General features: G+C 65.3%; 15 protein-coding genes and 4 pseudogenes. 16 read left to right on the forward strand and 3 right to left on the reverse strand.

Going from position 1 to position 25,488, the window contains the following annotated elements:
• Positions 1-204: 204 nt before the first annotated feature.
• The 3 genes and pseudogenes from QC826_RS13360 (at position 205) to QC826_RS13370 (ending at position 3,419) form a co-directional block, all read left to right on the forward strand.
• Positions 205-540 carry a c-type cytochrome gene (locus tag QC826_RS13360; protein WP_279766026.1) on the forward strand — a complete coding sequence of 112 codons (336 nt, stop codon included), beginning with the start codon at positions 205-207 and terminating at the stop codon, positions 538-540.
• Positions 541-1,166: 626 nt separating this feature from the next.
• Positions 1,167-2,405 (forward strand): annotated as a pseudogene (locus QC826_RS13365) (cbb3-type cytochrome c oxidase subunit I); the annotation flags it as partial.
• Positions 2,406-2,661: 256 nt separating this feature from the next.
• Positions 2,662-3,419, forward strand: a pseudogene (locus QC826_RS13370) (CbbQ/NirQ/NorQ/GpvN family protein).
• A 58-nt stretch (positions 3,420-3,477) separates the two neighbouring features.
• Here QC826_RS13370 and QC826_RS13375 read toward each other — a convergent pair.
• Positions 3,478-3,711, reverse strand: a complete 234-nt coding sequence (locus QC826_RS13375; protein ID WP_279766027.1) for a hypothetical protein — start codon at positions 3,709-3,711, stop codon at positions 3,478-3,480.
• A 147-nt stretch (positions 3,712-3,858) separates the two neighbouring features.
• On the reverse strand, positions 3,859-4,119 hold the full coding sequence (locus QC826_RS13380; RefSeq protein ID WP_279766028.1) for a hypothetical protein: 261 nt from the start codon (positions 4,117-4,119) through the stop codon (positions 3,859-3,861).
• A gap of 216 nt (positions 4,120-4,335) precedes the next feature.
• Between QC826_RS13380 and QC826_RS13385 the strand changes: the two genes are divergently transcribed.
• On the forward strand, positions 4,336-5,652 hold the full coding sequence (locus tag QC826_RS13385; RefSeq protein WP_279766029.1) for a nitric oxide reductase activation protein NorD: 1,317 nt from the start codon (positions 4,336-4,338) through the stop codon (positions 5,650-5,652).
• A gap of 336 nt (positions 5,653-5,988) precedes the next feature.
• On the forward strand, positions 5,989-9,756 hold the full coding sequence (locus tag QC826_RS13390; protein ID WP_279766030.1) for an EAL domain-containing protein: 3,768 nt from the start codon (positions 5,989-5,991) through the stop codon (positions 9,754-9,756).
• Positions 9,757-9,783: 27 nt separating this feature from the next.
• On the opposite strand, the pseudogene tssK reads toward QC826_RS13390, so the two are convergent.
• Positions 9,784-11,306 (reverse strand): annotated as a pseudogene (tssK, locus tag QC826_RS13395) (type VI secretion system baseplate subunit TssK).
• A gap of 123 nt (positions 11,307-11,429) precedes the next feature.
• Here tssK and QC826_RS13405 point away from each other — a divergent pair.
• The 11 genes and pseudogenes from QC826_RS13405 (at position 11,430) to QC826_RS13455 (ending at position 25,356) form a co-directional block, all read left to right on the forward strand.
• On the forward strand, positions 11,430-13,085 hold the full coding sequence (locus tag QC826_RS13405) for a triacylglycerol lipase (protein ID WP_279766032.1): 1,656 nt from the start codon (positions 11,430-11,432) through the stop codon (positions 13,083-13,085).
• Positions 13,082-14,539 (forward strand): T6SS immunity protein Tli4 family protein, encoded by a 1,458-nt coding sequence (locus QC826_RS13410; RefSeq protein WP_279766033.1) that lies wholly within the window; start codon positions 13,082-13,084, stop codon positions 14,537-14,539. The genes QC826_RS13405 and QC826_RS13410 overlap by 4 nt, the downstream gene beginning before the upstream one ends.
• Positions 14,540-14,779: 240 nt before the next feature.
• Positions 14,780-16,630 (forward strand): type VI secretion system baseplate subunit TssF, encoded by a 1,851-nt coding sequence (tssF, locus tag QC826_RS13415; RefSeq protein ID WP_279766034.1) that lies wholly within the window; start codon positions 14,780-14,782, stop codon positions 16,628-16,630.
• Positions 16,594-17,676, forward strand: a complete 1,083-nt coding sequence (gene tssG / locus QC826_RS13420) for a type VI secretion system baseplate subunit TssG (RefSeq protein ID WP_279766035.1) — start codon at positions 16,594-16,596, stop codon at positions 17,674-17,676. Before tssF ends, tssG begins: the two co-directional genes overlap by 37 nt.
• An 84-nt stretch (positions 17,677-17,760) precedes the next feature.
• On the forward strand, positions 17,761-18,027 hold the full coding sequence (locus tag QC826_RS13425; protein ID WP_279766480.1) for a PAAR domain-containing protein: 267 nt from the start codon (positions 17,761-17,763) through the stop codon (positions 18,025-18,027).
• 72 nt (positions 18,028-18,099) lie between these two features.
• Positions 18,100-19,755, forward strand: coding sequence for an esterase/lipase family protein (locus QC826_RS13430; protein WP_279766036.1), 1,656 nt, complete (start codon positions 18,100-18,102; stop codon positions 19,753-19,755).
• Positions 19,756-19,886: 131 nt separating this feature from the next.
• Positions 19,887-20,243: pseudogene (locus QC826_RS13435) on the forward strand (hypothetical protein); the annotation flags it as partial.
• 109 nt (positions 20,244-20,352) lie between these two features.
• Positions 20,353-21,213 (forward strand): T6SS immunity protein Tli4 family protein, encoded by an 861-nt coding sequence (locus QC826_RS13440; protein WP_279766037.1) that lies wholly within the window; start codon positions 20,353-20,355, stop codon positions 21,211-21,213.
• A 189-nt stretch (positions 21,214-21,402) separates the two neighbouring features.
• A complete protein-coding gene (locus QC826_RS13445; RefSeq protein WP_279766038.1) occupies positions 21,403-22,512 on the forward strand; it encodes a T6SS immunity protein Tli4 family protein in 1,110 nt (369 codons plus the stop codon).
• A 37-nt stretch (positions 22,513-22,549) separates the two neighbouring features.
• Entirely contained in the window at positions 22,550-24,217 is a 1,668-nt protein-coding gene (locus QC826_RS13450) for a type VI secretion system Vgr family protein (protein WP_279766039.1), read from the forward strand.
• Positions 24,133-25,356, forward strand: coding sequence for a type VI secretion system Vgr family protein (locus QC826_RS13455; protein WP_279766481.1), 1,224 nt, complete (start codon positions 24,133-24,135; stop codon positions 25,354-25,356). Before QC826_RS13450 ends, QC826_RS13455 begins: the two co-directional genes overlap by 85 nt.
• The last annotated feature ends 132 nt before the right edge of the window (positions 25,357-25,488 follow it).

The raw sequence follows: 25,488 nt of genomic DNA on the forward strand, positions 1-25,488 counted from the left end.
CAATTTTTTTACATTTGCCCGACGCCGCGCGCCGTCTTGGCGCCCGCCATCCTGCTGTTCCTCTCACGGAGGTCGTATGCAAGCTTGGATCGTTCCCGTTCGCCTGTTCGCCTACCTGGTCATCGTGCTGATGGCCGCCGCCGTCGGCTACGCCGGCTACACGGCGCTGAAGTACTGGCCGGCCATCAGCGTCTAGGAGGCGGCATGAACAAGCGACAAGCCCGCCACTTCGCCATCGGCGCCACCGTGGTCGCCAGCGCCGCCTTTCTCGGCCTCACGCTCGACAGCCACCGCCAGTTCGACCAACTCACCCACGCCGACAAGATCACCGCCGAGGTCAAGCGCGGCAAGGACGTCTGGCACAAGAACAACTGCATCAACTGCCACACCGTGTTCGGCGAGGGCGCCTACTACGCGCCCGACCTGACCAAGATCACCAAGCTGCGCGGCGCCACCTACCTCACCGCCTACCTGCGCGACCCGTCGCGCTTCTACGACGAAACGCGGCACCGCCGCCTGATGCCCAAGCAGCTAACCTGAGCGAGCGCGACATCGGCGACCTGATCGCCTTCCTCGACTGGGTCAGCAACGTCGACAACCAGAACTGGCCGCCGCGTCCGCTGCTGGTGTCCGGCGCCACCTTCCCCGGCAGCGACGCCGCGCCCGGCCAGGCGGTCGCGCCGGGCGGGCGGCCGGTGGCCAGCGGCGACGACCCGATCGCGCTCGGCGAGCACGTGTTCCGCAACGCCGCGCCGGCCTGCGTCGCCTGCCACTCGATCGCCCCCGGCGTCAACCTGGCCGGGCCTCGCTGGCCGGGCTGGCGGCGCGCAGCGCCGCGCTGCTCAAGTCCGGCGCCTACCACGGCAAGGCCAGCGACCTGGCCGGCTACATCCGCGAGTCGGTCACCGCGCCCAGCGCCCACCTGGTGCCGGGCGCCATGTACTCGGCCGGCGGCGCCTCCTTCATGCCGCCCGGCTACGGCAAGGACCTGACGCCGGCGCAGATCGAGCAGCTGGTCGCCTACCTGTCCTCCTTGAAATAGCGCCATGCCGGCCCGCCACGCCCCGCACCGCGGCGCCGCCGCGCCGACTCCGCCGAGTCCGCCAGCGCTGCCCGCTGCCCGCCGCCCGCCGCCACCCCACCGTCCGTCACGCCGGAGTTTCGCCATGAGATATAAATCGCAAGCGGTCGCCTACTGGTACTTCGCCGTCGCCGTCGCCCTGTTCGGGCTGCAACTGGTGTTCGGCCTGCTGTCGGCCACCAAATACCTCGGCCCCGATCCATTGCTCTACATCCTGCCCTTCGACGTCACCAAGGTCATCCACACCAACCTGTTGATCGTCTGGGTGCTGTGCGGCTTCATGGGCGCCACCTACTGGGTGGTGCCGGACGAGTCGCGCGTCGAGCTGCACAGCGTCAAGCTGGCCTACGTCCAGCTGGTGCTGTGGGTGCTGATGGGTGTCACCGCCATCGTCGGCTACCTGTTCCGCTTCGGCACCGGCAACAAGCTGCTCGAGCAGCCGCTGCCGCACAAGATCGTCATCGTCGTGGTGATGCTGATGTTCCTCTACAACATAGGCATGACCATCAAGAAGTCCGGCCGCCTCACCACCACCGAGGGCGTGCTGATCGCAGGCCTGGGCCTGGGCGCCTTGCTCTACCTGCCGGCGCTGCTGCAGTTCGACAACTACACCGTCTCCATCTACTACCGCTGGTGGACCATCCACCTGTGGGTCGAGGGCGTGTGGGAAATGATCCAGGGCGGCATCCTGGCCTATTTGCTGATCCGCCTGTCCGGCGCCGACCGCGAGGTGATGGAGAAATGGCTCTACGTCATCGTCGGCCTGGTTTTCATCGCCGGCATCCTCGGCACCGCCCACCACTACTACTGGGTCGGCGTGCCGTCCTACTGGCTGCCCATCGGCGGCCTGTTCAGCGCGCTCGAGCCGGTCGCCCTGGTCGGCATGGCCATCTACGCCTACTCCACCATCCGCCGCTCCGGCATGGCCCACCCCAACAAGCTGGCCCTGCACTGGACCGTCGGCAGCGCCGTCTTCACCCTGTTCGGCGCCGGCCTGCTGGGCCTGGCGCACACCTTCCCGTCGGTCAACAAGTGGACCCACGGCACCCTGATCACCGCCATGCACGGCCACGCCGCCTTCTACGGCGCCTACGCCATGATCGTCATGGCCATCATCAGCTTCGCCGCGCCCTCGCTGACCCGGCGGCCGGAGGAGGGCACGGCGATGGGTTACTGGTCGTTCTGGCTGCAACTGGGCGGCATGTTCGGCATGACCCTGTCGTTCGCCACCGCCGGCATCGGCCAGGTCTATCTGGAGCGCATCATGGGCCTCGGCTTCCTCGACACCCAGCTGAAGATCCAGATCCACTTCGTCATGTTGATCATCACCGGCGCCATCTTCGCGCTCGGCGTGGCCCTGTTCATCATCGACTTCTTCCGCTTCGCGCCGCACACCGAGCTCGACACTCAGGCGGCGCCCTTGCCGGCCGGGCCTGATGGGCGCCGCCGAAGCGGGCAGGGCAGGGCTGTTGGCGGACGGCGTGGCGGCGCATGCCGGTACCGACGCCAACGCGCCCGTCGCGGCCGACCCCGGCACCCGCGACGCTGCCGACGTCGCGCGCGGCGACGAACCCTACTACCTGCCGGCCGGCGGCGAGGTGGCGTTGTTCGAGCAATGCCACGCCCGCCAATTGGCCGTCATGATCAGAGGCCTACCGGCTGCGGCAAGACCCGCTTCGTCGAGTACATGGCCTGGCGGCTGCGCCGGCCGCTGGTGACGATCTCCTGCCACGACGAGCTCAGCGCCAGCGACCTGGTCGGCCGCTTCCTGCTCGGCCCCGACGGCACCGTCTGGCAGGACGGCCCGCTCACCCGCGCCGCCCGCCAGGGCGCCCTGTGCTACCTCGACGAGGTGGTCGAGGCGCGCCAGGACACGGTGGTGGTGCTGCACCCGCTGAGCGACCACCGCCGCATCCTGCCGATCGACAAGACCGGCGAGACCGTGGTGGCGGCGCCCGGCTTCCAGCTGGTGGTCTCCTACAACCCCGGCTACCAGCGCATGCTCAAGGACCTCAAGCCGAGCACGCGCCAGCGCTTCGTCGCGCTCGACTTCACCTTTCCGCCGCCCGAGCGCGAGAGCGCCATCGTCGAGCGCGAGGGCGGCGTCGCGCACAGCCAGGCGCGCGCCCTGGTCGCCCTGGCCCAGCGCCTGCGCGGCCTGCACGACCGTGGCCTGGCCGAGGTGCCCAGCACGCGCCTGCTGGTGGCCGCCGCCCGTCTGATCGCCAGCGGCATCGCGCCGCAGCAGGCCTGCCACGCCGCCATCGTCGCGCCCCTGTCGGACGAACCGGTGCTGCTGGCCGCCATGCGCGACCTGGTCGACGCCAGCTTCGTGTAGGCGCCGCGATGGCCGAAGCGGAAGACGTCATCACCGACGTGGCGCGCCACGCCAGCGGCTACGCCATGGCCTGGTGGCGCCGGCACCGGCCGCCGTCGCGCACACCGGCGCCGCTGCAACTGAGCGAACTGGCGCCGCGCCTGTCGCTGCTCGCCGGCGCCGTCTTCCAGCGCGACTTCCGCCTGCGCGTGGCCCAGCCGGCGGCGCCGCCGACCTGGCTCGGCCAGATGTTCCACCCCGGCCAGGCGCCCGCCCACGGCATCGCGCTGCCCGCCACCGACGGCCGGGACATCTGGCTGCCGGCCAGCTTCGGCCCCGGCGACAGCGCGGCGGCGGCCACCGCGCGCTACCGGGTGCTGACGCTGCAACAGGCCATGCGCGCGGTGCGCGGCAGCGCCGCCTGCGCTCCTCCGCCGCAGCAAACACTGGCCGCCGCAGTCTATCTCGTGCTCGAGGCGCGCGCCGCCGACGACGCGCTGGCCCGCCTGCTGCCCGGCATGGCGGCGCCGCTGCGCGCGCTGCGTGCCGAGGCGCTGGCGCGGCGTCCGCCGTTGACGTCCTTCGCGCCGGCGCTGCGCCCGCTGGAGCTGCTGGCGCGCCAACTGCTCGCCGAGGACGCTGCTTTCCCGGCCCAGGAAGTCGAAAGCCCGGACTCCGCCTCCAACGACACCGTCGCGCCCGCCGGCGCCGACGCCGGCATGCCGCAGGCAGGCGCGCAGCCGCGCTCCAGCGACCGGCAGGCTGGCGTCCCGGCGCGCCGCGCCGATTCGCCGCCATCCGTGCTATCCGCCACCGCCACCGCAGCCGCGCCCGATCACCGTACACCGCCGGCCGGCCCGGCCGAGGTCCGCGTCCGCGCCGAGGCCTGGACGGCGCAGCTGGAGCACGCCGGTGTGGCGCCGCGCGGCCGCCTGCTGTGGGACGATTGGTGGAGCGGGGCGCTGCTGCCGCCGGCCGCCGGCGCCGCCACCCGTGCCGCCGCCGCCGGGGAAGAAGAGGAGGGCGCCGCGCGCGGCCCGACACGCAGCGCCCGCCTGGCGCGCCGGCCAGAGGTGCGCCAAGCCGCCGAAGGCGAGGACGAGGCGCGGCGCCCGGGCATGTTGATGGTGCAGACCGCCCAGCCGCAGGAGCAGGCCGAGGACCCTTCGGCCTTCAACGCCCGACCGACCGCGCCGACACCGACGCCGCCGACGACTACGCCGACGCCCTGTCCGAGCTGGCGGCGGCGCGCCTGGTCAGCCGCCCCGGCCGGCCGCGCGAGGTGCTGCTGTCGGACGATCCGCCCACGCCGCGCGGCGCCGCGCCGCCGCCATCGGCCACCGCCGGCCACGGCGCCGCGCCGCCGCGCCGCCGCCACCCGGAATGGGACTACCGCCTGGACGACTACAACCAGGCCGGCGCCACCGTGCTGGCGCTGCCGGCGCCGGCCGGCTCGGCGCAGTGGCTGGAGCAGACCCTGGCCCGCCACGCCGGCATGCTGCAGGCCATCCGCCGCCGTTTCGAGCTGCTGCGCGCCGAGCCGCTGCGCCTGCGCCAGCAGCTCGACGGCGACAGCATCGACCTGCAGGCCTGGCTCGACTGCCAGGCCGAGCGCCGCGCCGGCCTGCCGCTCGAACCGCGCCTGTACAGCCAACAACGGCGTGCCCGGCGCGACCTGGCCATCACCCTGCTGGTCGACGTCAGCGGCTCGACCGACGGCTGGATCGCGCCGGGCCGGCGCGTCATCGACGTCGAGCGCGAGGCGCTGCTGCTGGTCTGCGTCGCCCTCGACGGCCTGGCCGAACGTTTCAGCGTGCAAGCCTTCTCGGGCGAGGGCGCGCAGGGCGTGGTGGTGCGCGACGTCAAACGCTTCGACGAACGCTACGGCCCCGAGGTGGCGCTGCGCATCGCCGGCCTGGAGCCGGAGCACTACACCCGCGCCGGCGCCGCCGTGCGCGACGCCAGCGCCGGACTGATGGCCGAGACGGCGGCGCACCGCCTGCTGTTGCTGCTGTCCGACGGCAAGCCCAACGACGTCGACCAGTACGACGGCCGCTACGGCCTCGAAGACCTGCGCCAGGCCGTCGCCGAGGCCAGGCGCGGCGGCATCGCGCCGTTCTGCCTCACCGTCGACCGCCACGGCGCCGGCTACCTGGCCCGGGTGTTCGGCGCCCACCACTACGCCTTGTTGCCGCGCCCCGAGCTGCTGCCGGCGGTGCTGCTCGACTGGCTGCGCAAGCTGGTGGCGCGCTAGCCGGGGCGGCGCGCGGCGGGCATCCGCCTGGCTTGTCATTGAGACACTAAAATGGCAGGTCACGCAACAATGCGACATATCCGGCGGGCACAATTTATCCATTGCTTGTGGAATCGCAAAACTCCGCTCTATACTCAAACATCGATCGACGTCCGCCGAACGGCGGCGCGCCCGCGTCCCGGCGGCGGCCGGCGCGCGCGGTGGCGGGGCGATTCACAGCACAACGGTGGAAATGGTTCCACCGAACCGGTGGCGGCACATGGCGATAGATTCTGACCGTTTAGTCCTTGATGAAGCCGGCGGCGGCATGGTCAGCGCCAGCCGCCAGGAGGCGACTTGGCCACCATCCTGATCGTCGACGACCATGTGCTGAACCGGCAGTTCCTCAGCGCCTTGCTCAGCTTCGGCCAACACCAGCTGCTGGCGGCGGCCGACGGCCAGGAGGGCCTGCTGTTGGCGCGCAACGCCAGGCCCGACCTGATCATCACCGACCTGATGATGCCGGTGATGAACGGCTACGAGTTCGTGCTGGCCGTGCGCGCCGACGCCGACGCCGCGCTCGCCGCCGTGCCGGTGATCTTCTACACCTCCACCTTCAACCTGCGCGAGGCGCGCCAGATGGCCAAGCGCTGCGGCGTCGACTGGGTGCTGCAAAAGCCGGCCACGCCGGACGCCATCCTGCGCGCCGTCGACGAGGCGCTGGGCCTGGCGGCGCCGGCCGAGCCGGCAGTGCCGGCGCCGCCGCCGGCACGCCTGGCCGCGCTCGACCAGCAACTGGCGGTCTGCCTGCGGCGCGCCGAGGACAGCAACCAGCAGATGTCCGACATGGCCGCCCGCGCGCCGGCCGACGCGCCGCTGCAGCGCGACATGCAGGACACCACGCAGCGTCTGTCGAGTTCGCTGGCCGAGCTGCAGACGGTGGGCCTGCGCCTGTCCGCGCTGATCGACATGGGCATCGAGATCGCCGCCCTGCGCCAGCCCCAGTGCCTGTGCGACTACGCCGCCAAGGTGGCGCGGCAGATCGGCGTGGCGCGCTACTGCGCGGTCGGCATCGTCGAGCCCGGCGGCGCGGCGGCGCGCCACTTCGCCTGCCATGGCCTGGACCCCGCCGAGCAGGCGGCGCTGGCCGCCTTGGCGCCGGACGCCGGCCTGCTCGGCTTCCTGCTCGGCCAGCGCGAGCCGCAGCGCCTGCGCGACCTCGACCGGGCACCGGCCCGCGCCGGCCTGGACGGCGCCGGCCGGCCGCGGCGCTCCTTCCTGGCCGTGCCGATCCGCGCCGGCGGGCGCGACTACGGCTGGATCTACCTGGCCGACAAGCTCGGCGCCGACGAGTTCAGCGAAATCGACGAGCGCGCCGTCGCCACCGTCGCCACCCAGCTGGCGGTGGCCTACGAAAACCTGCTGCTGGTCGACGAGATCAACGCCAACGTCGCCCAGCTCGAGGCCGAGCTGCGCGCCCGCCGCGAGCTGGCCGAGCGCCTGCGCGACAGCGAGGCGCGCTTCCGCCAACTGGCCGAGAACATCGGCGAAATCTTCTACCTGGTCGACATCGGCAGCGGCCGCGTGCTCTACATCAGCCCGGCCTACCAGGCCATCTGGGGGCGCAGCTGCGCCAGCCTGTACGCCGCGCCGGCGTCGTGGAAGGCGGCGATCCATCCGGACGACCTGGCCGAGGTCGAGCGCCGCGAGCGCGCCTGGCAGCAGGTGCCCGGCCACCGCGACGGCTACGACTACCGCTACCGCATCGTCCGCCCGGACGGCGCGCTGCGCCACATCCACGACCGCGGCTTCCCCATCCGCGACGAGCACGGCCTGGTCTACCGCGTCGCCGGCCTGGCCGCCGACGTCAGCGAGGCCGCCGCCCAGCAGGAGCGGGTCGGCCGCCTCGGCCAGTTGTACGCCGTGCTCAGCGGGATCAACTCGGCCATCGTCCGCCTGCGCGACCGCGACGAGCTGCTGCAGGAGGCCTGCCGCGTCGCCGTCGGCCAGGGTGCCTTCAGCATGGCCTGGGCCGGCGTGATCGACCCGCACACCCTGGCCGGCCGGGTGGTCGCCTCGGCCGGCGCGCCGGACGGCTACGCCGAGCTGATCAAGTTCGGCGCCGACCCGGCCGGCCCCGGCGCGGCGCGCCCGGCCAGCGTGGCGGCGCGCCAGCTGAGCCGCGTGGTGTGCGACGACATCGACCGCGACGCCTCGCTGGCGCCGCTGCGCGCCGAGCTGGCCGCGCGCGGGGTGCGCGCCCTGGCGGCGCTGCCGATCCTGCTCGACCAGCGCTGCTGCGCCGTGCTGGTGTTGTTCGCCAACGAGACCGGCTTCTTCGCCCAGGAGGGCCGCCTGTTGCTGCTCGACGAGCTGGCCGGCGACCTGTCCTTCGGCCTGCAGTACATCGACCGCGAGGAGCGCCTGCGCTACCTGGCCTACTACGACGCGCTCACCGGTCTGCCCAACAGCATGCTGTTCCACGACCGCACCGTGCAGCTGCTGCACGGCTGCGCCGCCGGCGAGGGCGCCGCCGTCGTCGCCCTCAACCTGAAGGGCTTCGCCCAGCTCAACGACGAGTTCGGCCGCCACGTCGGCGACCAGGTGCTGCAGCGCGTCGCCGCGCGCCTGGGCGGCGAGCTGCGCGAGCCGTTCACGGTCGCGCGCATCGGCGGCGACACCTTCGCCGTCGCCCTCGGCGGCCTGCAGGGCGGCGCCGACGCCCTGGCCTCGCTCGAGCAACAAGTGATGCAGTGCCTGGCGCGGCCGCTGACGGTGGGCGCGCTGCAGTTGGCGGTGGCGGCGCGCGCCGGCGTCGCCCTCTACCCGGACGACGGCGCCGACGCCGAGACCCTGCTCAAACGCGCCGAGCTGGCGCTCAAGCAGGCCAAGTCCTCGCCGCAGCGCTGGGTGTTCTACGCGCCGCGCATGAACCAGGCGATCGGCGCCCGCATCGCCCTCGAGGCGGCGCTGCGCCACGCGCTCGAGCAGGGCCAGTTCTGCATGTTCTACCAGCCGCGCGTCGACCTGCAGGGCGGCCACATCGTCAGCGCCGAGGCGCTGGTGCGCTGGCGCCACCCCGAGCGCGGCCTGGTCGGCCCGGTCGAGTTCATCCCGCTGGCCGAGCAGACCGGCCTGATCGTCGCCCTGGGCGACTGGATCATCGACGCCGTCTGCGCCCAGCAGGCCGCCTGGCGCGGCGCCGGCGTCGAGATCGTGCCGGTGGCGATCAACCTGTCGGCGGTGCAGTTCACCGGCGGCCAGGTGCAGCACACCATCGCCGCCGCCATCGCCGGCCACGGCCTGGCGCCGCGCGACATCGAGTTCGAGTTGACCGAGTCGATGGTGATGGACGACCCGCAGGCCGCCGCAGGCCACCTGCGCGAGCTCAAGGCGCTCGGCGTCAAGCTCTCGCTCGACGACTTCGGCACCGGCTACTCCTCGCTGGCCTACCTGAAGCGCTTCCCCTTCGACTTCGTCAAGATCGACCGCTCCTTCGTCAGCGACCTGACCAACAGCGCCGAGGACGCCGCCATCGCCACCGCCGTCATCGCCATGTCGCACAGCCTGGGCCTGCGCGTGGTGGCCGAGGGCGTCGAGACCGAGGGCCAACTGCAGTTCCTGCGCCGCCAGCGCTGCGACGAGATGCAGGGCTACTACTTCAGCCCGCCGGTGCCGGCCGACGAGTTCGGCGCCATGCTGCGCGACGGCAAGTGCCTGGCGCCGCCGGCCGAGTCCGCCGACGGGCGCGACACCCTGCTGCTGGTCGACGACGAGCCGGACAACCTGGCGGCGCTGCGCCGCCTGCTGCGCAAGGAGGGCTACCGGGTGTTGACGGCGGCCGGCGGCGCCGAGGCGCTCGAGCTGCTGGCGCTCGAGCCGGCGCAGGTGATCGTGTCCGACCAGTGCATGCCCGGCATGAGCGGCGCCGCCTTCCTCGGCCTGGTCAAGGACCTGTATCCGCAGACGGTGCGCATGATCCTGTCCGGCCACGCCGACCTGGCGGCGGTGACCGACGCCATCAACCAGGGCGCCGTCTACAAGTTCCTCTCCAAACCCTGGGACGACGACGCCCTGCGCCAGCACATCCGCGACGCCTTCGCGCGCCAGCGCCACCTGCAGTAGGCGCGGCGCCGCGCCCGGGTGGCGCGCTCAGGCTACGATGGCGATGAGTTCAAACTCTACGTCATCTACGACGTCCGGAATGTAGATTGTGATCGCCTGCGCCTTCAGCATGTTCTCATATTTGTCGTGATTCCGATCGATGACGAAGTAGTACGTGTTTGGTCGGATCGGCACGGCAGACGGGACCTGTGGCATGTAGGCCAGCGTGACGCCGGACAACGCATAACAGACCATTCTCTCGACGTCTTCTGGCGAACCGAGCTTGACGAGGCGAGGAATCCTCTCAACCAGTTCGAGAGCCGGCATGCTTGCGTTGACCCCAAGGCAGAGCGTCGTTTGCCTGTCGATCTTGGCCGAATCCAGCTTGCCGCGGTAGTAGGGCGAGCCGTCGTTGCTGTTCTCCAAAGGGATGATGAGGTACCGTGTGGAAATGACGGTATCGACCAGGTCGCGGATAAGTGCGTCGAGTTCGGTGAAGCCGGGCGCCGGATCCTCATGTTGATAGGCCGGCAGTTCGGCCAGCGAGTATTGCAACGTGAACGGTATCAGGCCGCCGGCCAATTCACACAGCTTGTCGAACAGGACTACGGGATGGTACTGGCGGTATCGGACGCAATGGCTCAGCGAAGCGGCCGCCGTGCTGATGGTGTGGAGCATCCAGAACGAGGCCATATCGCCGTTGGCGACTTCGATGATGTCGTGGCTGGGCCGGCGTTGGCGCTGGTTAAGGGCGGCGATTTTCGCATGCAACTTGCCCAGCAGACTGGCGAGCATGGGCTGCAGGCCATCAATGGCGTCAATGGTCAAGCCGGGTGGCATGAAGGTCGGATCGATCTCGAAGCCTTCGTGCGCCGCCCGCCGCAGCCTGAGCACGGGAAAGCTGACATGGTCTTCGCGCGGCTCCAATTGCGACAGCAACCGAACTTGCTTGTTCAGATAGGCGACTTCGACGTCGACGCTATCGGCGAACAGGTCCGCCGTGTCGCTTGCTACCTGCGTGTAGCGCGCGCCATTTGCCCTCGCGGCGGCATCCGCCACATTGCCGCCAGCGGTCTTCAGGATCGGCAGGGCGGCGAAAAACGTAAAGGTTTGCTCGCTCGCGGGCAGTTGACTGAGATCGACTTCGCTTGGCAATTCGTCGGTGGAGGGGCCTCAACAATGTCGCCATCCTGAAAGATGAGGGACATCGTATTGATCGACAACACGTTGTTGCTCAACTGGTCCTCATTGACGGACAACGCGCGCACACCCCACAGGTGCGGGTTGATCGCCGAGGCGATTCTTTGCAGCCGGGCTTCATGGTAGCGGTCCGTTTGTTGGAATTGTTGAGGTGCCAGGGGCAAGCCTTCAGTCCAGAGGGCACCTTTGATGGCAATCGCATCGCGCTCTCCAAGTAGGTGGTTGGCAGTCCAGTCTATCCTCAAAACATCAGACCGCTTCTCGCCCAGTCCCTCTACGCTTGACCCTACGCAAGCCCAAGCCATCGTCTTCAATAAATACTGGGGCGGTCCCGGCTGTTCTGAAGAGGAGTGTCCCAATGAAAGCGTCATCGTCCGCTTAGCGGTTTTGTCGTTTGACGTGCGCGCGGACCGTCAGCGAATCCGGGTTGCGTATGGCGCGACGTTCTCGTTGCAACACGCTGCTCGTATCAACTTGAATTGGAGAAGTTAGCCATGGATGAACCAACACGGCCGCTGCCCAATCCCCGCCTCAACAAGGATGGCCAATGGGTGGGAACCAGCACGCTGACACCAAAAGCGATCACCACGCGCGGCGTGCTGACCATCCCGCCGCGAAGGGTGATCCCGGTCATCGTAGTGCCGGGGATAATGGGCAGCAACTTGCGCGCGAAAGTCAATCCCGGCGTGGATAAGAATAAGGCTCTGGCCCCGGGCGAACCTGCATGGCGCCCGCCGAACGGGGCGGTTGACGGCCTGAGCGAGGTGAAAAAATGGAAAAAGCGCAAGCCGAAGCAACGGCAGCAGATTCTCGATCCTGATACATTGGAGGTCGACGACAGCGGCGACATCAACTTATCCCTGTTTTCGTTTTCCGACGGTGTGGACGAAAGACACGCCCGCGCGCACTGGTGGGGAGAAATCCATTGGGGAAGTTACGGGAATTTGCTCTACACGCTGGAGCACAACCTGAACTCCACTTACACATTCGTCAAAGACCTCCGCGTCATCCGGCCGCACTGGGCGGCCGTGAATCAGTGGGACCGCAGGCAATGGGGCGCGGCATCAAGCGGATTGACCGCCCCGTTGACGGAGGCCGAGTTCAAGAAACACGCGGGCTTCCATTTCCCCGTGTATGCCTGCGGCTACAACTGGCTGCAATCGAACAAAAAATCGGCGAAACGATTGAAGCGGCGTGTTAAGGAGATCATCGATTTTTGGTCCAGCCGAAAACAGGACTGCAAACAAGTGATTCTGGTGACGCACTCGATGGGCGGTCTGGTGGCGCGGGCCTGCGCGAAGGAGATCCCGGACCTGATCGCCGGCGTTATCCACGGCGTGATGCCCGCCCTCGGCGCCCCGCTGTGCTACCGCCGGATCGCCTGCGGCACGGAGACGTCGAGTCCAAGCGCCAGTTGGATCGGCAACATGGGAATGGAAGCCTTCGCCGTCATCGCCGGGGAAAAAGCTGAGGAAACCACGCCGGTCATGGCGACGGCCCCCGGACCGCTGGAGTTGCTGCCCAACCACTTGTATCCAAAGCCTTGGTTGTTCGTTTCCACCAAGCGCCAGTCCTCGCCGGACATGGACTACCTCCAGTTACCAACAACCGACAGTCCCTACGATTTGTATCGAGATATGAAATCCTGGTATCGGCTGATCGACCCGGCGTTGGCGGACCCTGCCGACAAGTACAACGGCAACCCGGCGCCATTTATTATAAAAGCAATCAACCAAGCCGAGGATTTTCACAAGCGTGTACTTGACACCTATTACCATCCGAACTCCTACGCATTTTATGGCAGCGATTTCCAGCAACGGTCCTTCGGGTCATGTCGCTGGCTGAGTGAACCCCATTATGTTGGCCTTTCCGCCAGCGAAGTGCAGAAGGGCAAACCAGAAGGGAGCTCAACATTTGGCGGTGGCCGCAACGTCTCGTTCCCAAACAAGGGGACAGCCTATTTCCGGCACATGGACCAGGACGCCAGTGGCGACGGCACCGTGCCCAGCCAATCCGGTGCCGGCCCTTCCGGCAAAGTGAAACAGCTGTTCGCCACGCGCGGCTACGACCATCAGGGCAGCTACAGCAACGGCGCGATGCTGGCGTTGACGCAGCATCTAATTGTCAAGATCGTGCAAGGTGTCGCATGAGACTCGACATCAAGGACGCCCGATTGAAGATCCTCGCTGTGCTCTTCCTGGCCGTGTTGTTTTGCGGCTGGAGTATCGGCGCCGTACGCAACATCCTGGACAAGAGCAAGGTGAAACACATGACCGAGACAATGAAGACCGTATGCGTGGGACGCTTCCTAATCGACGTCCCCGCCGAGGCGCGGGTCTCTTTCCGGGGAGCATTCCTGGCCGGGTGGGACATCTCAATTTATCCCGACGAGACCGACGAGCAGTTTAAGGCCCGCCTGGAGAGTAGGGAGGCGGAACTGAAGGCGGAGAAGAACGAACGGGATGGCATCAGCCTTGAAAAGGCAATCTCCGTCGAGCGGGAAGGAATTCGCGGGAAAATTTTCGTTTTCGACCGAATGTGGACGCATTGGTTCGAGTATGAAAAGCGGGTCGACTCAACACTTGCCGCGACAAATGCCTATGTGCGCACGAACGGTACGAGTGTCGATTTCACGTCGAAACTTGGCGATGACCGTCTCACGGAACTCGCGCGGTTCGTTCGCCAGATCAAACCATTGAAGGAGGGAGAGGTTCCGACGGAACCGGGCTTCTGCTTCGGCCGCGCAATGATCAAAGATCCGCTACTGGCTAGCCAACACGAGCGCGTCACCATGTTCTTGAGTCTGAAGGAACATCCAGACTTCGTGATCGCTTTCGATACGATGGCCGGCCTCAAGCCCGACAAGAGTTTGCTCGCCCGCGACGACGAGGTAAGACGGGAGTTTGAGGCACATGTCCGTACCTTAAAGCGCGGCGCACGCTCAATTGGAGGAATTCCGGGTGAGGAGCTGGTCGAACGGTTCAATGAGCTAAACGGCACCACCGGCCATAGCTGCGAATGGGAGTCGTTTAGCAAGCAGGACGATGTACTTCGACCAGAACTATCGCTAGAAATCACTACCGGCCATTCCGTTCGACCAGGTGGAAAACCGGTCGATTCAAGCCTGACGGACGGCGCGGTCCTGGCGCTATGGGACAAGATGTCGTCGAGTATCCGGGTACGGCCCACGAAATCCGTGCAACCGGCAATCGCCAAGGCTGCCATTCCCGACATCGGCACCGGCGTCTTGGCATACGAGGCCTGCCCGGCCAGCGGCTGGTGGCAATGCTACGACGGCAAGGCACTCGGCGAGGTCGAACACGGCGATACCCAGTTCTTTCGACACGGCGTGCGCATGCCGCAAGCCACCCTGCTTGTGCCGCCGACACTGTGGCAGCGGATCAAACGCGAACGGCCCACCTTCCAGCATGAGGCGCCGACGTACTGGAAGCTCGTGCGACACGACCCGCCGCTTCCGCCTTCGCAACCCGATCCTAACCTGGAAGACGTCACCGGGCACCCGCCCCCAACAGAACCCGCTGCTCCTGCCGCAGCCGACATCCTCGGGACGGGAATACCCGGAAATGACAGCAACGTCGCGTAGACAAACTATCCGGAAAACAGGTCAAACTGTACGCGGGCCGGAGGCAGTCCCTGCATGCAGACGGACTTTCGATGGCGAACGCGGCGCGCGCTCCGTGTTGGTGGTTGGCAGTCCAGTCTATCCGCAAAACATGAGCGCAAATCCCGCCCAGTCCCTCTGCGCTTGACACTACGCAAGCCCGAGCCATCGTCTTCAATAAATACTGGGGCGGTCCCGGCTGTCGTGAAGAGGAGTGTCCCGATGAAAGACCTGCTGCCGTTCGTTGAGCGCGAGCTAAGACTGTTTGGCGACTACTTCAGCCGCTTCCGCGAGCGGCATCCCGGCATCGCCGGCGACTTGTTGCTCAACGGCGACAGCGGCGGCGACCCCGGCATCCGATGCCTGACGCAGGCGGCGGCCGTGCTCAACGCCAGAACCGCCAAGAAGCTCGACGACGACCTCCCTGAACTGACCGCCTCCTTCCTGGACATGTTGGCGCCCCACCTTCTGCGCTTCTTCCCGTCCTGCGCTGTTGTCTGCTTCGACCCCGCAGGGGGCAATGGCAAACGGGCCAGCGGCAAGACGACGGTGCCGCGCGGCGCCTTGCTCAAGACGGCGGAGCGCAAGCGCGATGGGGTGATCTGCAAGTTCGTGACCGCCTTCGCGGTTCCGCTGGCCCCCATTTCGGTGACTGCAGCGGCATTTTCGCCAACGACAAGGGCGCCCGCCGGCACCCGCCTGCCGCCCGGTGTGGGCGCCGAGATCGCCGTCACCATCGAATGGACGCCGGACGCGTCCAACCCGTCCGGTTTGCCCGTGGACAGCCTGCGCCTGTTCATCGACGGCGAGCCGTCGTTTTGCGCGGCCCTGCTCGACGCGCTCTTTTTGCGCACCGTCTGTACCTACGTGGAAGTGAGCGACGGGCGCTGGCTAAGCCTTGGCACGAACCCGCTGGCACCCGTCGGGCTGGACGCAAACGAGGCGCTGATCCCGTTTTCGGCGAAGTCGCAGGCGGCGTTCCGTTTGCTGACCGAGTACTTCTGCTTCCCAGCGAAGTTCAATTTCCTCGACATCCAGTTGGCTGCTCTGGCTACACGCTTGCCTTCTGGATGCCGGTGGCTGACGCTGCATTTCTGTATGGCGGGGCTGGCTGAAGATAGCAACGCCGCGCGCCTGCTCAGGTCGCTCGACGCACAACACTTGGTCGCCGGGTGTACGCCGGTTGTCAATTTGTTCAAGCAGTCGGCCTGTCCGATCCGGCTCGACCACACTGCGCAGCACTACACCTTGATAGCCGATGCCCTAAATGCCAAGGCCTATCAGGTCTATGGCGTTAATTCCGTGCACATGGTGCGCGGCGCCGGCAGCAGCGCCGAGGTCGTGGAGTTTCGTCCCTACTATTCGTTCCACCATGGCGACGCCGGCAGCAAGAAAGGGCAGTACTGGATCATGCGGCGCGACGACGCGGTGGCGGCGACCAAGCCGGGGTACGAAAACCAATTGTCCTTCGTCGACATCGACTTCAACCCGATCACATCCCCGTCCTCGACCGTGTCGGTCGAACTCACCTGCAGCAATGGCGCTCTGCCGAGCCGACAAGAGTTTGGCGCCCCTGGCGGCGACCTGTCGACGGAGATCAGCATCGGCATGCATTCAATCCGGCTACTGCGCAGACCCACCGTGCCGTGCGCGCCGCCATCGGGCCGCGACGTTCAGTGGAAGCTCGCCTCGCATCTTGCCCTGAGCATCAGCTCCTTGTCACAAGACGGCCTGCCGGCCTTCCGCGAGATGCTCGCCATGCACGATCTGGTCCGCTCGGCGACCTCGCGGCGGCAGATCGACGGCATTGTCGCGTTGGAGATCGAGCCAGCTCGCGCCTGGCTGCGCGACAAGCGCGGCAGCGCCACCGTGCAAGGGGTGGAAGTCCGGATGACGCTCGACGAGGCCGCCTTCGTCGGCTGCGGCATCCACGTATTCGCCCAGCTGATGGACCATTTCCTGGGGATGTATGTTCATCTGAACAGCTTCACACAATTGACCATCGTATCGCTCGAAACGGGGAAGGAGTTGCTCAAATGTCCACCACGCAATGGGGAGCTGAACCTGGTGTAATGCAGCGGCTGCTCGACGAGCCGTACCGTTTCAAGTTCTTCCAGGCGGTGCATCTGATCGAGCTGTGGCTACGGCAGAACGGCGTGCCGCACGATCTGGCGCTGACCGACTACCTGACCTTTAGAAATAGCACCTCGTTGACCTTTCCTGCCAGCCAGATCGAGGCCCTGGAAGCCAAGTCCGGTGAAGAGATTCGCACTGTCGCCCAACTGGGGGCCGCATTGTTGGCGAGGCGCTTGGACGGAATCGCCATCACGCCATCCTTCATGGGCTTCCTGGGCTCCGGCGGCGTGCTGCCCAACAAGTACACGGAACGCGTCGCCGCCGTCGAGCACTTCAAAAAGGACGACGGCCCGCGCGCCTTGCTCGACCTATTTTCCACCCGCGCGTTGGCCTTGTTCTACCAAGCCAACGCAAAGTACCGGGTGGAGTTCATGCGCGATACGCGGGGAGAGGATGGCTACCTGCCACGGCTGTTGATGCTGGCCGGCATATCGTCCAAATCCACCGGCGCCGAGCCGCACCTGGACGGCGGCTTGTGCGATGAAACACTGGCTTACTACGCGGCGGTGATACGGCGCCGCACGGTATCGGGCAGTAGCATGTCCGACGTGCTCGCCGAGTATTTCGGCGTCCCTTTCGAGGTGGTGTTGTTTGACGGCTGCTGGGACATGATTCCGAAGCAATCCCAGACAACGTTGCTGGGAGGTAACTCGATTTTAGGCAGGGGCGCGACGCTGGGAGCGCGCCGCTGGACGCGCGACCAGCGCGTGCGGGTGCGCATCGGCCCGTTGGACAAGAGCAACTTCAACCGTTTCGCGCGCGGCGCGGACGGCGCCAAGGCGCTCGAAAAACTGCTGTCCATGTTCCCGTGCGCGCCGCTGCAATTCCGCGTTCAGGTCGTGCTGCGCGCACAAGACGTGAAGACCGTACACCTTGGACCGGCCGCCCCGGAAAAGCTGGGACTCGGCCGCGACACCTTCCTCACCACCCGGCCGGTGGACGTTGACTACGGCAATATGCAGTACGACCTGCGCCTATGGTGAGCACGCGCCGCATGGTCAGCACAGGAGGTCTTACGGCAGCTTATGCCGCAAGACCACAAGCAATCCAAGCTACAAGGAAATATGATGCCCAACGTAATTCGTCTCGGCGACCCAACCTCCCATGGCGGCAAGGTTACGTCCGCCAGTGCCAGCCAGTTCATTGTCGACAACTTGCCGGTGGCGCGCGTCGGCGACAAGTGCAGTTGTCCGCTTCCCGGTCATACGGTCTGCACCATCGTCGAAGGCGATCCCAACCACCTGATCGACGGCGTCCCGGTCGCGTATCACGGCCACAAGACCTCATGCGGTGCCAGCTTGATATCGACCCTGCAAAATTTCTCGATGGGGTAGGGCGCTTGTCGCACGCGACAGCCAAGCTGTCGCAGCACGCAGATCGTTTTAACCCAAATGGGAGAAGCTATTATGGATGAGCCAACACGGCCGTTGCCCAATCCCCGCCTCAACAAGGATGGCCAGTGGGTCGGAACCAGCACTCTGACACCAAAGGCGGTCACCACGCGCGGCGTGTTGACCATTCCGCCGCGAAGGGTGATTCCCGTCATCGTGGTGCCGGGAATCATGGGCAGCAATCTGCGGGCGAAAGTCGATCCCGGCGCGGATAAAAACAAGGCCCTGGCGCCGGGCGAACCGGCGTGGCGCCCGCCGAATGGCTTGGCGGCGGGGCTAACCGAGGTAAAGAAATGGAAACGGCGCGATCCCAAGCTCCGGCAACAAGTTCTTGACCCCGAAACCCTGGAGGTGGACGACAGTGGCGACATTAATTTGTCCATGTTTTCCTTTTCCGACGGTGTGGACGAAAGACACGCCCGCGCGCACTGGTGGGGAGAAATCCATTGGGGAAGTTATGGGAATTTGCTCTACACGCTGGAGCACAACCTGAACTCCACTTACACATTCGTCAAAGACCTCCGCGTCATCCGGCCGCACTGGGCGGCCGTGAATCAGTGGGACCGCAGGCAATGGGGCGCGGCATCAAGCGGATTGACCGCCCCGTTGACGGAGGCCGAGTTCAAGAAACACGCGGGCTTCCATTTCCCCGTGTATGCCTGCGGCTACAACTGGCTGCAATCGAACAAAAAATCGGCGAAACGATTGAAGCGGCGTGTTAAGGAGATCATCGATTTTTGGTCCAGCCGAAAACAGGACTGCAAACAAGTGATTCTGGTGACGCACTCGATGGGCGGTCTGGTGGCGCGGGCCTGCGCGAAGGAGATCCCGGACCTGATCGCCGGCGTTATCCACGGTGTGATGCCCGCCTTCGGTGCGCCGCTGTGCTATCGCCGGATCGCCTGCGGCACGGAGACGTCGAGTCCAAGCGCCAGTTGGATCGGCAACATGGGAATGGAAGCCTTCGCCGTCATCGCCGGGGAAAAAGCCGAGGAAACCACGCCGGTCATGGCGACGGCCCCCGGACCGTTGGAGCTGCTGCCCAACCACCTGTATCCAAAGCCATGGTTGTTCGTTTCAACCAAGCGCCAATCCTCGCCGGACATGGACTACCTCCAGTTACCAACAACCGACAGTCCCTACGATTTGTATCGAGATATGAAATCCTGGTATCGGCTGATCGACCCGGCGTTGGCGGACCCTGCCGACAAGTACAACGGCAACCCGGCGCCATTTATTATAAAAGCAATCAACCAAGCCGAGGATTTTCACAAGCGTGTACTTGACACCTATTACCATCCCAACTCCTACGCATTTTATGGCAACGATTTCCAGCAACGGTCCTTCGGGTCATGTCGCTGGCTGAGTGAACCCCATTATGTTGGCCTTTCCGCCAGCGAAGTGCAGAAGGGCAAACCAGAAGGGAGCTCAACATTTGGCGGTGGCCGCAACGTCTCGTTCCCAAACAAGGGGACAGCCTATTTCCAGCACATGGACCAGGACGCCAGTGGCGACGGGACCGTGCCCAGCCAATCCGGTGCCGGTCCTTCCGGCAAAGTGAAACAGCTGTTCGCCACGCGCGGCTACAACCATCAGGGCAGCTACAGCAACGGCGCGATGCTTGCGTTGACGCAGCATTTGATCGTCAAGATCGTGCAAGGTGTCGCATGAGACTCGACATCAAGGACGCCCGATTGAAGATCCTCGCTGTGCTCTTCCTGGCCGTGTTGTTTTGCGGCTGGAGTATCGGCGCCGTACGCAACATCCTGGACAAGGGCAAGGTGAAACACATGACCGAGACGATGAAGACGGTATGCGTGGGACGCTTCCTAATTGACGTCCCTGCCGAGGCGCGGGTCTCTTTCCGTGGAGCATTTCTGGCCGGGTGGGATATCTCAGTTTATCCCGACGAGACCGACGAGCAGTTCAAAGCCCGCCTGGAGAGTAGGGAGGCGGAACTGAAGACGGAGAAGAACGAACGGGATGGCATCAGCCTTGAAAAGGCAATCTCCGTCGAACGGGAAGGAATTCGCGGGAAAATTTTCGTTTTCGACCGAATGTGGACGCATTGGTTCGAGTACGAAAAGCGGGTCGACTCAACACTCGCCGCGACAAATGCCTATGTGCGCACGAACGGTACGAGCGTCAATTTCACGTCGAAGCTTGGCGATGACCGTCTCACGGAACTCGCGCGGTTCGTTCGCCAGATCAAACCATTGAAGGAGGGAGACTGGCCCGTCGGAACCGGGCTTCTGCTTCGGCCGCGCAATGATCAAAGATCCGCTACTGGCCAGCCAACACGAGCGCGTCACCATGTTTTTGAGCTTGAAGGACCATCCAGACTTCGTGATCGCCTTCTATACGGCGGCGGGTCTCAAACCCGGCAAGAGTTTGCTTGCTCGGGACGACGCAATAAAACAAGAGTTCGAGGCTTACGTTCACACCTTCCGGCGTGGCGGCCGTTCAATCGCGGGAATCCCTGGGGATGAGATATGCGAACGATTCAACGAGAAAAACGGCACCACCGCGCACAGTTGTGAATGGGAAGCCGTTGGCGTGGAGAGCAACCTTTTCCGCCCTGATCTGATGTTGGATTTTTCCACAGGCCATTCGCTACGACCGGGCGGGAAGCCGGTCGAATCAAGCTTGACGGACGACGCGGTCCTCGCGCTGTGGGACAAGATGTCGGCGGGCATCCGGGTGCGGCCCACGAAAGCCGTGCGGCCGCCGGTCGCCGCGCCAGTCGTACCCGAGATCGGCTCCGGCGTTTCGGCATACGAGGCCTGCCCGGCCAGCGGCTGGTGGCAATGCTACGACGGCAAGCCACTGGGCGAGGTCGTACTCGGCGATACCCAGTTCTTTCGACGTGGCGTGCGCATGCCGCAAGCTACCCTGCTTGTGCCGCCGACACTGTGGCAGCGGATCAAGCGGGAACGGCCCACCTTCCAGCATGAGGCGCCGACGTACTGGAAGCTCGTGCGGCATGACCCGCCGCTCCCCCCCGTGCAACCAGGCATCGAAGAGGGCGAAGACACCGCCGGTCAAACGCCCAAAACAGCTGCCGCCGACGCCGTGGCGACCGCCCCAACCGCGACAGGAAAACCTGGAAATGACGGCAACGAGGCGTAAACAATCAACGCCACGAGCGCCCCGGAAAGCAAACCCGATGGGAAATGCCTGCGAATTCTTGAGCTTTGTGCGTTTGACCAAGACGCGTCCGGCGGCACGGTGCCCAATGAGCACGCGCTTCCGCTGCGGCAAGGCTGACCGCGTCGAACTGCCTCGGCGTTCAACTGCCAACTACCTGCAGATTACTATATGAAAATCGCCGTCAAGCATCCGCTGACGGGCTTCCTTGCGGCCATGGCCGTGGCAGTGTTGGCCAGTTGGTGGAGCGTTGGCATGGTGCACGATGTTCTGGAAACTGGCAAGGTGGCGCGCATGACCGAGACGATGAAGACCATATGCGTAGGGCGCTTCCTGATCGACGTACCTGCCGAGGCGAGGGTCTCATTCCGTGGAGCATTTCTGTCCGGGTGGAATATTTCGATCTATCCCGACGAAACCGACGAGCAGTTTTTCGCCCGCTTAGCAGACCAGGAAGCAGAACTGAAGGACGCAAAGAATCGGGCCGGAGGCGAAAACCTGGAGTCGACAATTGGCGTAGATCGGGAGGGTGTTCATGGGAAAATTTTCGTCTTCGGAAGAACTTGGACACATTGGATCGAGGATGGAAAGCGGGTTGACTCCACGGCAGTGGCCGTGCACGCCTATGTACATACTCAGCGGACAAGTTTGAACTTTACAGCGAAATCGCTCGATGAAGATGATACAAGGGAACTTGCGAAAATTGCAAGGCAGATCAAGCCATTGAAGGAGGGGGAGGTTCCGACCGAGCCAGGTTTCTGCTTCGGCCGCGCAATGATCAAAGATCCACTGCTGGCCAGCCAACACGAGCGCGTCACCATGTTCTTGAACTTGAAAGACCATCCCGACTTCGGGATTGCCTTCTATACGGCGGCGGGTCTCAAACCCGGCAAGAGTTTGCTTGCTCGGGACGACGCAATAAAACAAGAGTTCGAGGCATACGTTCACACCTTCCGGCGTGGCGGCCGTTCAATCGCGGGAGTTCCCGGAGATGAGATATGCGAACGATTCAGCGAGCTAAACGGTACTACGGCACATAGCTGCGAATGGGAGTCGTTTAGCAAGCAGGACGACGTTTTTCGCCCCGAACTATCGCTGGAAATCACCACAGGCTTTTCCCGCCGCCCTGGCGGCCAGCCGGTCGAATCGAGCCTATCAGACGCCGGGGTCCTGGCGCTGTGGGACAAGATCTCGTCGAGCATCCGGGTACGCCCCACCAAAACCATCCAGCCGCTGCTCGCCCCGGCCGTACCGTCCGCCGCAACAGCGGCCCCACATTAAGTAAGTTCCATGAATAGACAATCCACAGGGAGGTTCGATGGACAGCATCAGCGACTTCTTGAATTTCATGCGCTCGGCCAAGACGTTGACGGCCGAGAACCGCCCGCTGCGCATGCGCTTGGCGCACCCGGACGGCATTTCCGACGACGTGCTCCTGCCCCAGCGCGTGGTGGGCAGCGAGTCGATATGCGGCGGACTTGAGTACCGTATCGATTGCGTGGCGACCGACGCCCGGCTCGAACTGAAACAGTTCATCATGATGCCGGTGGAACTGCAATTCGTCACCGATCGCGGCGACTTGCGCAAGGTCTGCGGCATCGTCGAGCAGGCCAAGGCTGGGCGCAGCGATGGCGGCCTCGCCACCTACCAACTGGTCATGCGCGACGCCTTGGCCATCATGGACGCGCGCCGCAACACCCGTGTTTTCCGCGATGCAAGCGAGATCGACATCATTGAAACCCTGCTGGTCGAATGGCGCCAGAAGAATTCCGTGCTGGCGGGCGCGTTCGACATCGAATTCGACCGGTTGATTCTCGCCCGCCAGTGCCCCCAACGCGAATTCACCAAGCAGCACAACGAAAGCGACGCCGGTTTCATCCGCCGCCTGCTGAAGCGACGCGGCATTTCCTGGTTCTTCCGCGCGGGGCGATCCGCCACCTCGGCCAACGGGAGCGATGGCGACCTGCCCGCGCACACCCTGGTGCTGGTCGACGACGCCAATCGCCTGCGCGAGAACGCGGCCGGTGTGGTGCGCTTCCATCGCGACAACGCCACCGAGCAACGTGACGCGATCACGGCATGGAGCGCGGTGCGCACCCTGCGTCCCGGCGGTGCGTCGCGTTACAGCTGGAACGATCAGAACCCTGCGGCCCGGCAGTTCATGGCCACCAGCGCGAGCAGTAACATTGACCAGGGGACCAACGGCAACGCCATGGCCACCTGCCTCAACGACTATCTGGTCGACATACCGAACATGGGCGTCGACCACGAGGACCAGGCAACGCTCGGTCGCCTGCGTTTGGGGCGTTACGACTTCGAGACCAAGTGTTTCCACGGCGAAGGCAGCGTGCGCGACTTTGCGGCAGGCGAGTGGTTCGCCATGGTCGACCACCCGGAGATCGATGCGCACGCGCAGGCGGAGCGTGAATTCGTCATCACCGAACTGTTCGTCGTGGCCGAAAACAATCTCTCCACTGCGCTCGACGGCAAGGTACGCAGCCTGTTCGAGCGCAATCTCTGGCCCGGCGATGACGCATTCGAGCCGACATCACGGCGCGCCAGCCCGCGCGGCGCGGTGCGCTACCGCAATCGCTTCACTTGCGTGCGGCGCGGCATCGCCATCGTTCCCAGCTTCGACCAAGGTGTGGATGTACCCTGCGCAATGATGGAATGCGCGATTGTTGTCGGCCCGGCGGGCGAAGCGGTCCATTGCGACGAGCAGGGCAGGGTCAAGTTGCGCTTTCCGGGCACCCGAAGCGAGGACCACCAGCACGCGCAAGGGGCCGGCGCGTCCGACACCGACACCGATTCCGGTTGGGTCCGGGTGGCGTCGAACTGGGCGGGCCCGGCGGGCCAAACCAGTCCGGCCTTTTCACCCTGCCGCCGGTCGGCAGCGAAGTACTGGTGGCCTACCTTGGCGGCGACCCGGACCGGCCCATCGTGGTCAACCAGCTGTACAACGGACAAGGCTTGCCTCCCGAACTGAACAGTGTCGGCGGCTTGCCCGGCAACAAATTCCTGTCCGGCATACAAGCAGGCGAGGTGCACGGCGGGCGCCGCAGCCATCTGCGTCTCGACGCCACACCGGGAGAGATCAGCGTGCAGTTGGCGAGTGCGCACGGCGCCAGCGAGCTCAACCTTGGCTATCTCACCGGCTCGCGCGTCAACGGCGAAGGGGTGGCGCGCGGCGAGGGCGCCGAGCTGCGCAGCGACAAGACGGTGGCGCTGCGTGGCGGCCAGGGGGTGCTGCTTAGCAGCGGCACAGGCAATGACGCACAGGGCGCGCAACTGGAGCGTGCGGAGTTGATCGGCATGGTCGACGTGCTACATGGCGTGGCCGACCAGCTCGCCGCGTTTGCAGCGGCGCACGCCGGCGATGAGGCCGCTGGGCCGCAATTGACGGAGCTAATCGGCAGGTTGAAGGCGTGGGACAGCGGCAGCAATGTCGCAAGCGCCGCTGGCGCTCAAGGCGCTGCCGGCGGCGCGCCCATTGTGGTCGCGAACGCCCAGGCCGGGATGGTCATGGCCAGCCACGACAGCCTTGCCCTTGGGGCCGCGAACAAGATCGACATGCTGTGCGGCGGCGACACCCAGTTCTCGATAGGTCGCAAGTTGCTCTTGCGCGCCACGGAAGGAATTAGTCTGTTTGCCTTCCGGCTGGGGATGAAGCTGATCGCGGCCAATGGAGATATCCGCGTGCAGGCCCAGGATGGCAATGTCGAAATCACCGCACTGAAGAGGATAAGGCTGGTTGCCGGCGAGGGCGTTGAGATCGACGCACCTGAGACCCGCATCGTCACAAAAGGCGCGCGCGCGGACTATGGTGACGGCAAGATCACCCATCAATGCACTGCGGATTACGCCGTCAAATCGAGTCGATTTACGCATTCCGGCGCCGGGAATGCAAACCCAACAGGCGTCAGTTTTCCAAAAACAAGCCTAGAAACGGATGAGAAAATCATCCTCACCGAACGACAAACGGGATTGCCAATCAAGGCCCAAGACTACACCGCGACACTGGAAGATGGGCGGACGGTAGCCAAAGCGACGGATACCGCAGGGAAAACTGAGCTGTTGAAAGGCACGGCTATTGGCGAGGTCGTCATCAAATTCAGCGACGGCTAGGCCGGCGCAACGCTAGGCGCCATCCAAGTGCGGCGTAGGCACGTTCGCCTTGTGGGCGCCGTTGGGGCGGAGCAACGCTTGCGGTTGGCGTCCAGCGCGCCGGTGGCCGCTACTCTGACCTGCTCGAGCCGT

The organism is Rugamonas sp. DEMB1, from assembly GCF_029834475.1.
In the GTDB taxonomy this organism is placed as follows: domain Bacteria; phylum Pseudomonadota; class Gammaproteobacteria; order Burkholderiales; family Burkholderiaceae_D; genus Rugamonas; species Rugamonas rubra.

What these genes read in the sequence shown, in the direction of transcription:
- QC826_RS13430 (WP_279766036.1), top strand. Translation starts at nt 18,100, where the DNA reads ATGGATGAGCCAACACGGCCGTTGCCCAATCCCCGCCTCAACAAGGAT.
- QC826_RS13440 (WP_279766037.1), top strand. Translation starts at nt 20,353, where the DNA reads ATGATCAAAGATCCGCTACTGGCCAGCCAACACGAGCGCGTCACCATG.
- QC826_RS13450 (WP_279766039.1), top strand. Translation starts at nt 22,550, where the DNA reads ATGGACAGCATCAGCGACTTCTTGAATTTCATGCGCTCGGCCAAGACG.
- QC826_RS13375 (WP_279766027.1), bottom strand. Translation starts at nt 3,711, where the DNA reads ATGTCCCGGCCGTCGGTGGCGGGCAGCGCGATGCCGTGGGCGGGCGCC.
- QC826_RS13445 (WP_279766038.1), top strand. Translation starts at nt 21,403, where the DNA reads ATGAAAATCGCCGTCAAGCATCCGCTGACGGGCTTCCTTGCGGCCATG.
- QC826_RS13360 (WP_279766026.1), top strand. Translation starts at nt 205, where the DNA reads ATGAACAAGCGACAAGCCCGCCACTTCGCCATCGGCGCCACCGTGGTC.
- QC826_RS13405 (WP_279766032.1), top strand. Translation starts at nt 11,430, where the DNA reads ATGGATGAACCAACACGGCCGCTGCCCAATCCCCGCCTCAACAAGGAT.
- QC826_RS13380 (WP_279766028.1), bottom strand. Translation starts at nt 4,119, where the DNA reads ATGCCGGCGTCGGCGCCGGCGGGCGCGACGGTGTCGTTGGAGGCGGAG.
- tssF (WP_279766034.1), top strand. Translation starts at nt 14,780, where the DNA reads ATGAAAGACCTGCTGCCGTTCGTTGAGCGCGAGCTAAGACTGTTTGGC.
- tssG (WP_279766035.1), top strand. Translation starts at nt 16,594, where the DNA reads ATGTCCACCACGCAATGGGGAGCTGAACCTGGTGTAATGCAGCGGCTG.
- QC826_RS13410 (WP_279766033.1), top strand. Translation starts at nt 13,082, where the DNA reads ATGAGACTCGACATCAAGGACGCCCGATTGAAGATCCTCGCTGTGCTC.
- QC826_RS13425 (WP_279766480.1), top strand. Translation starts at nt 17,761, where the DNA reads ATGCCCAACGTAATTCGTCTCGGCGACCCAACCTCCCATGGCGGCAAG.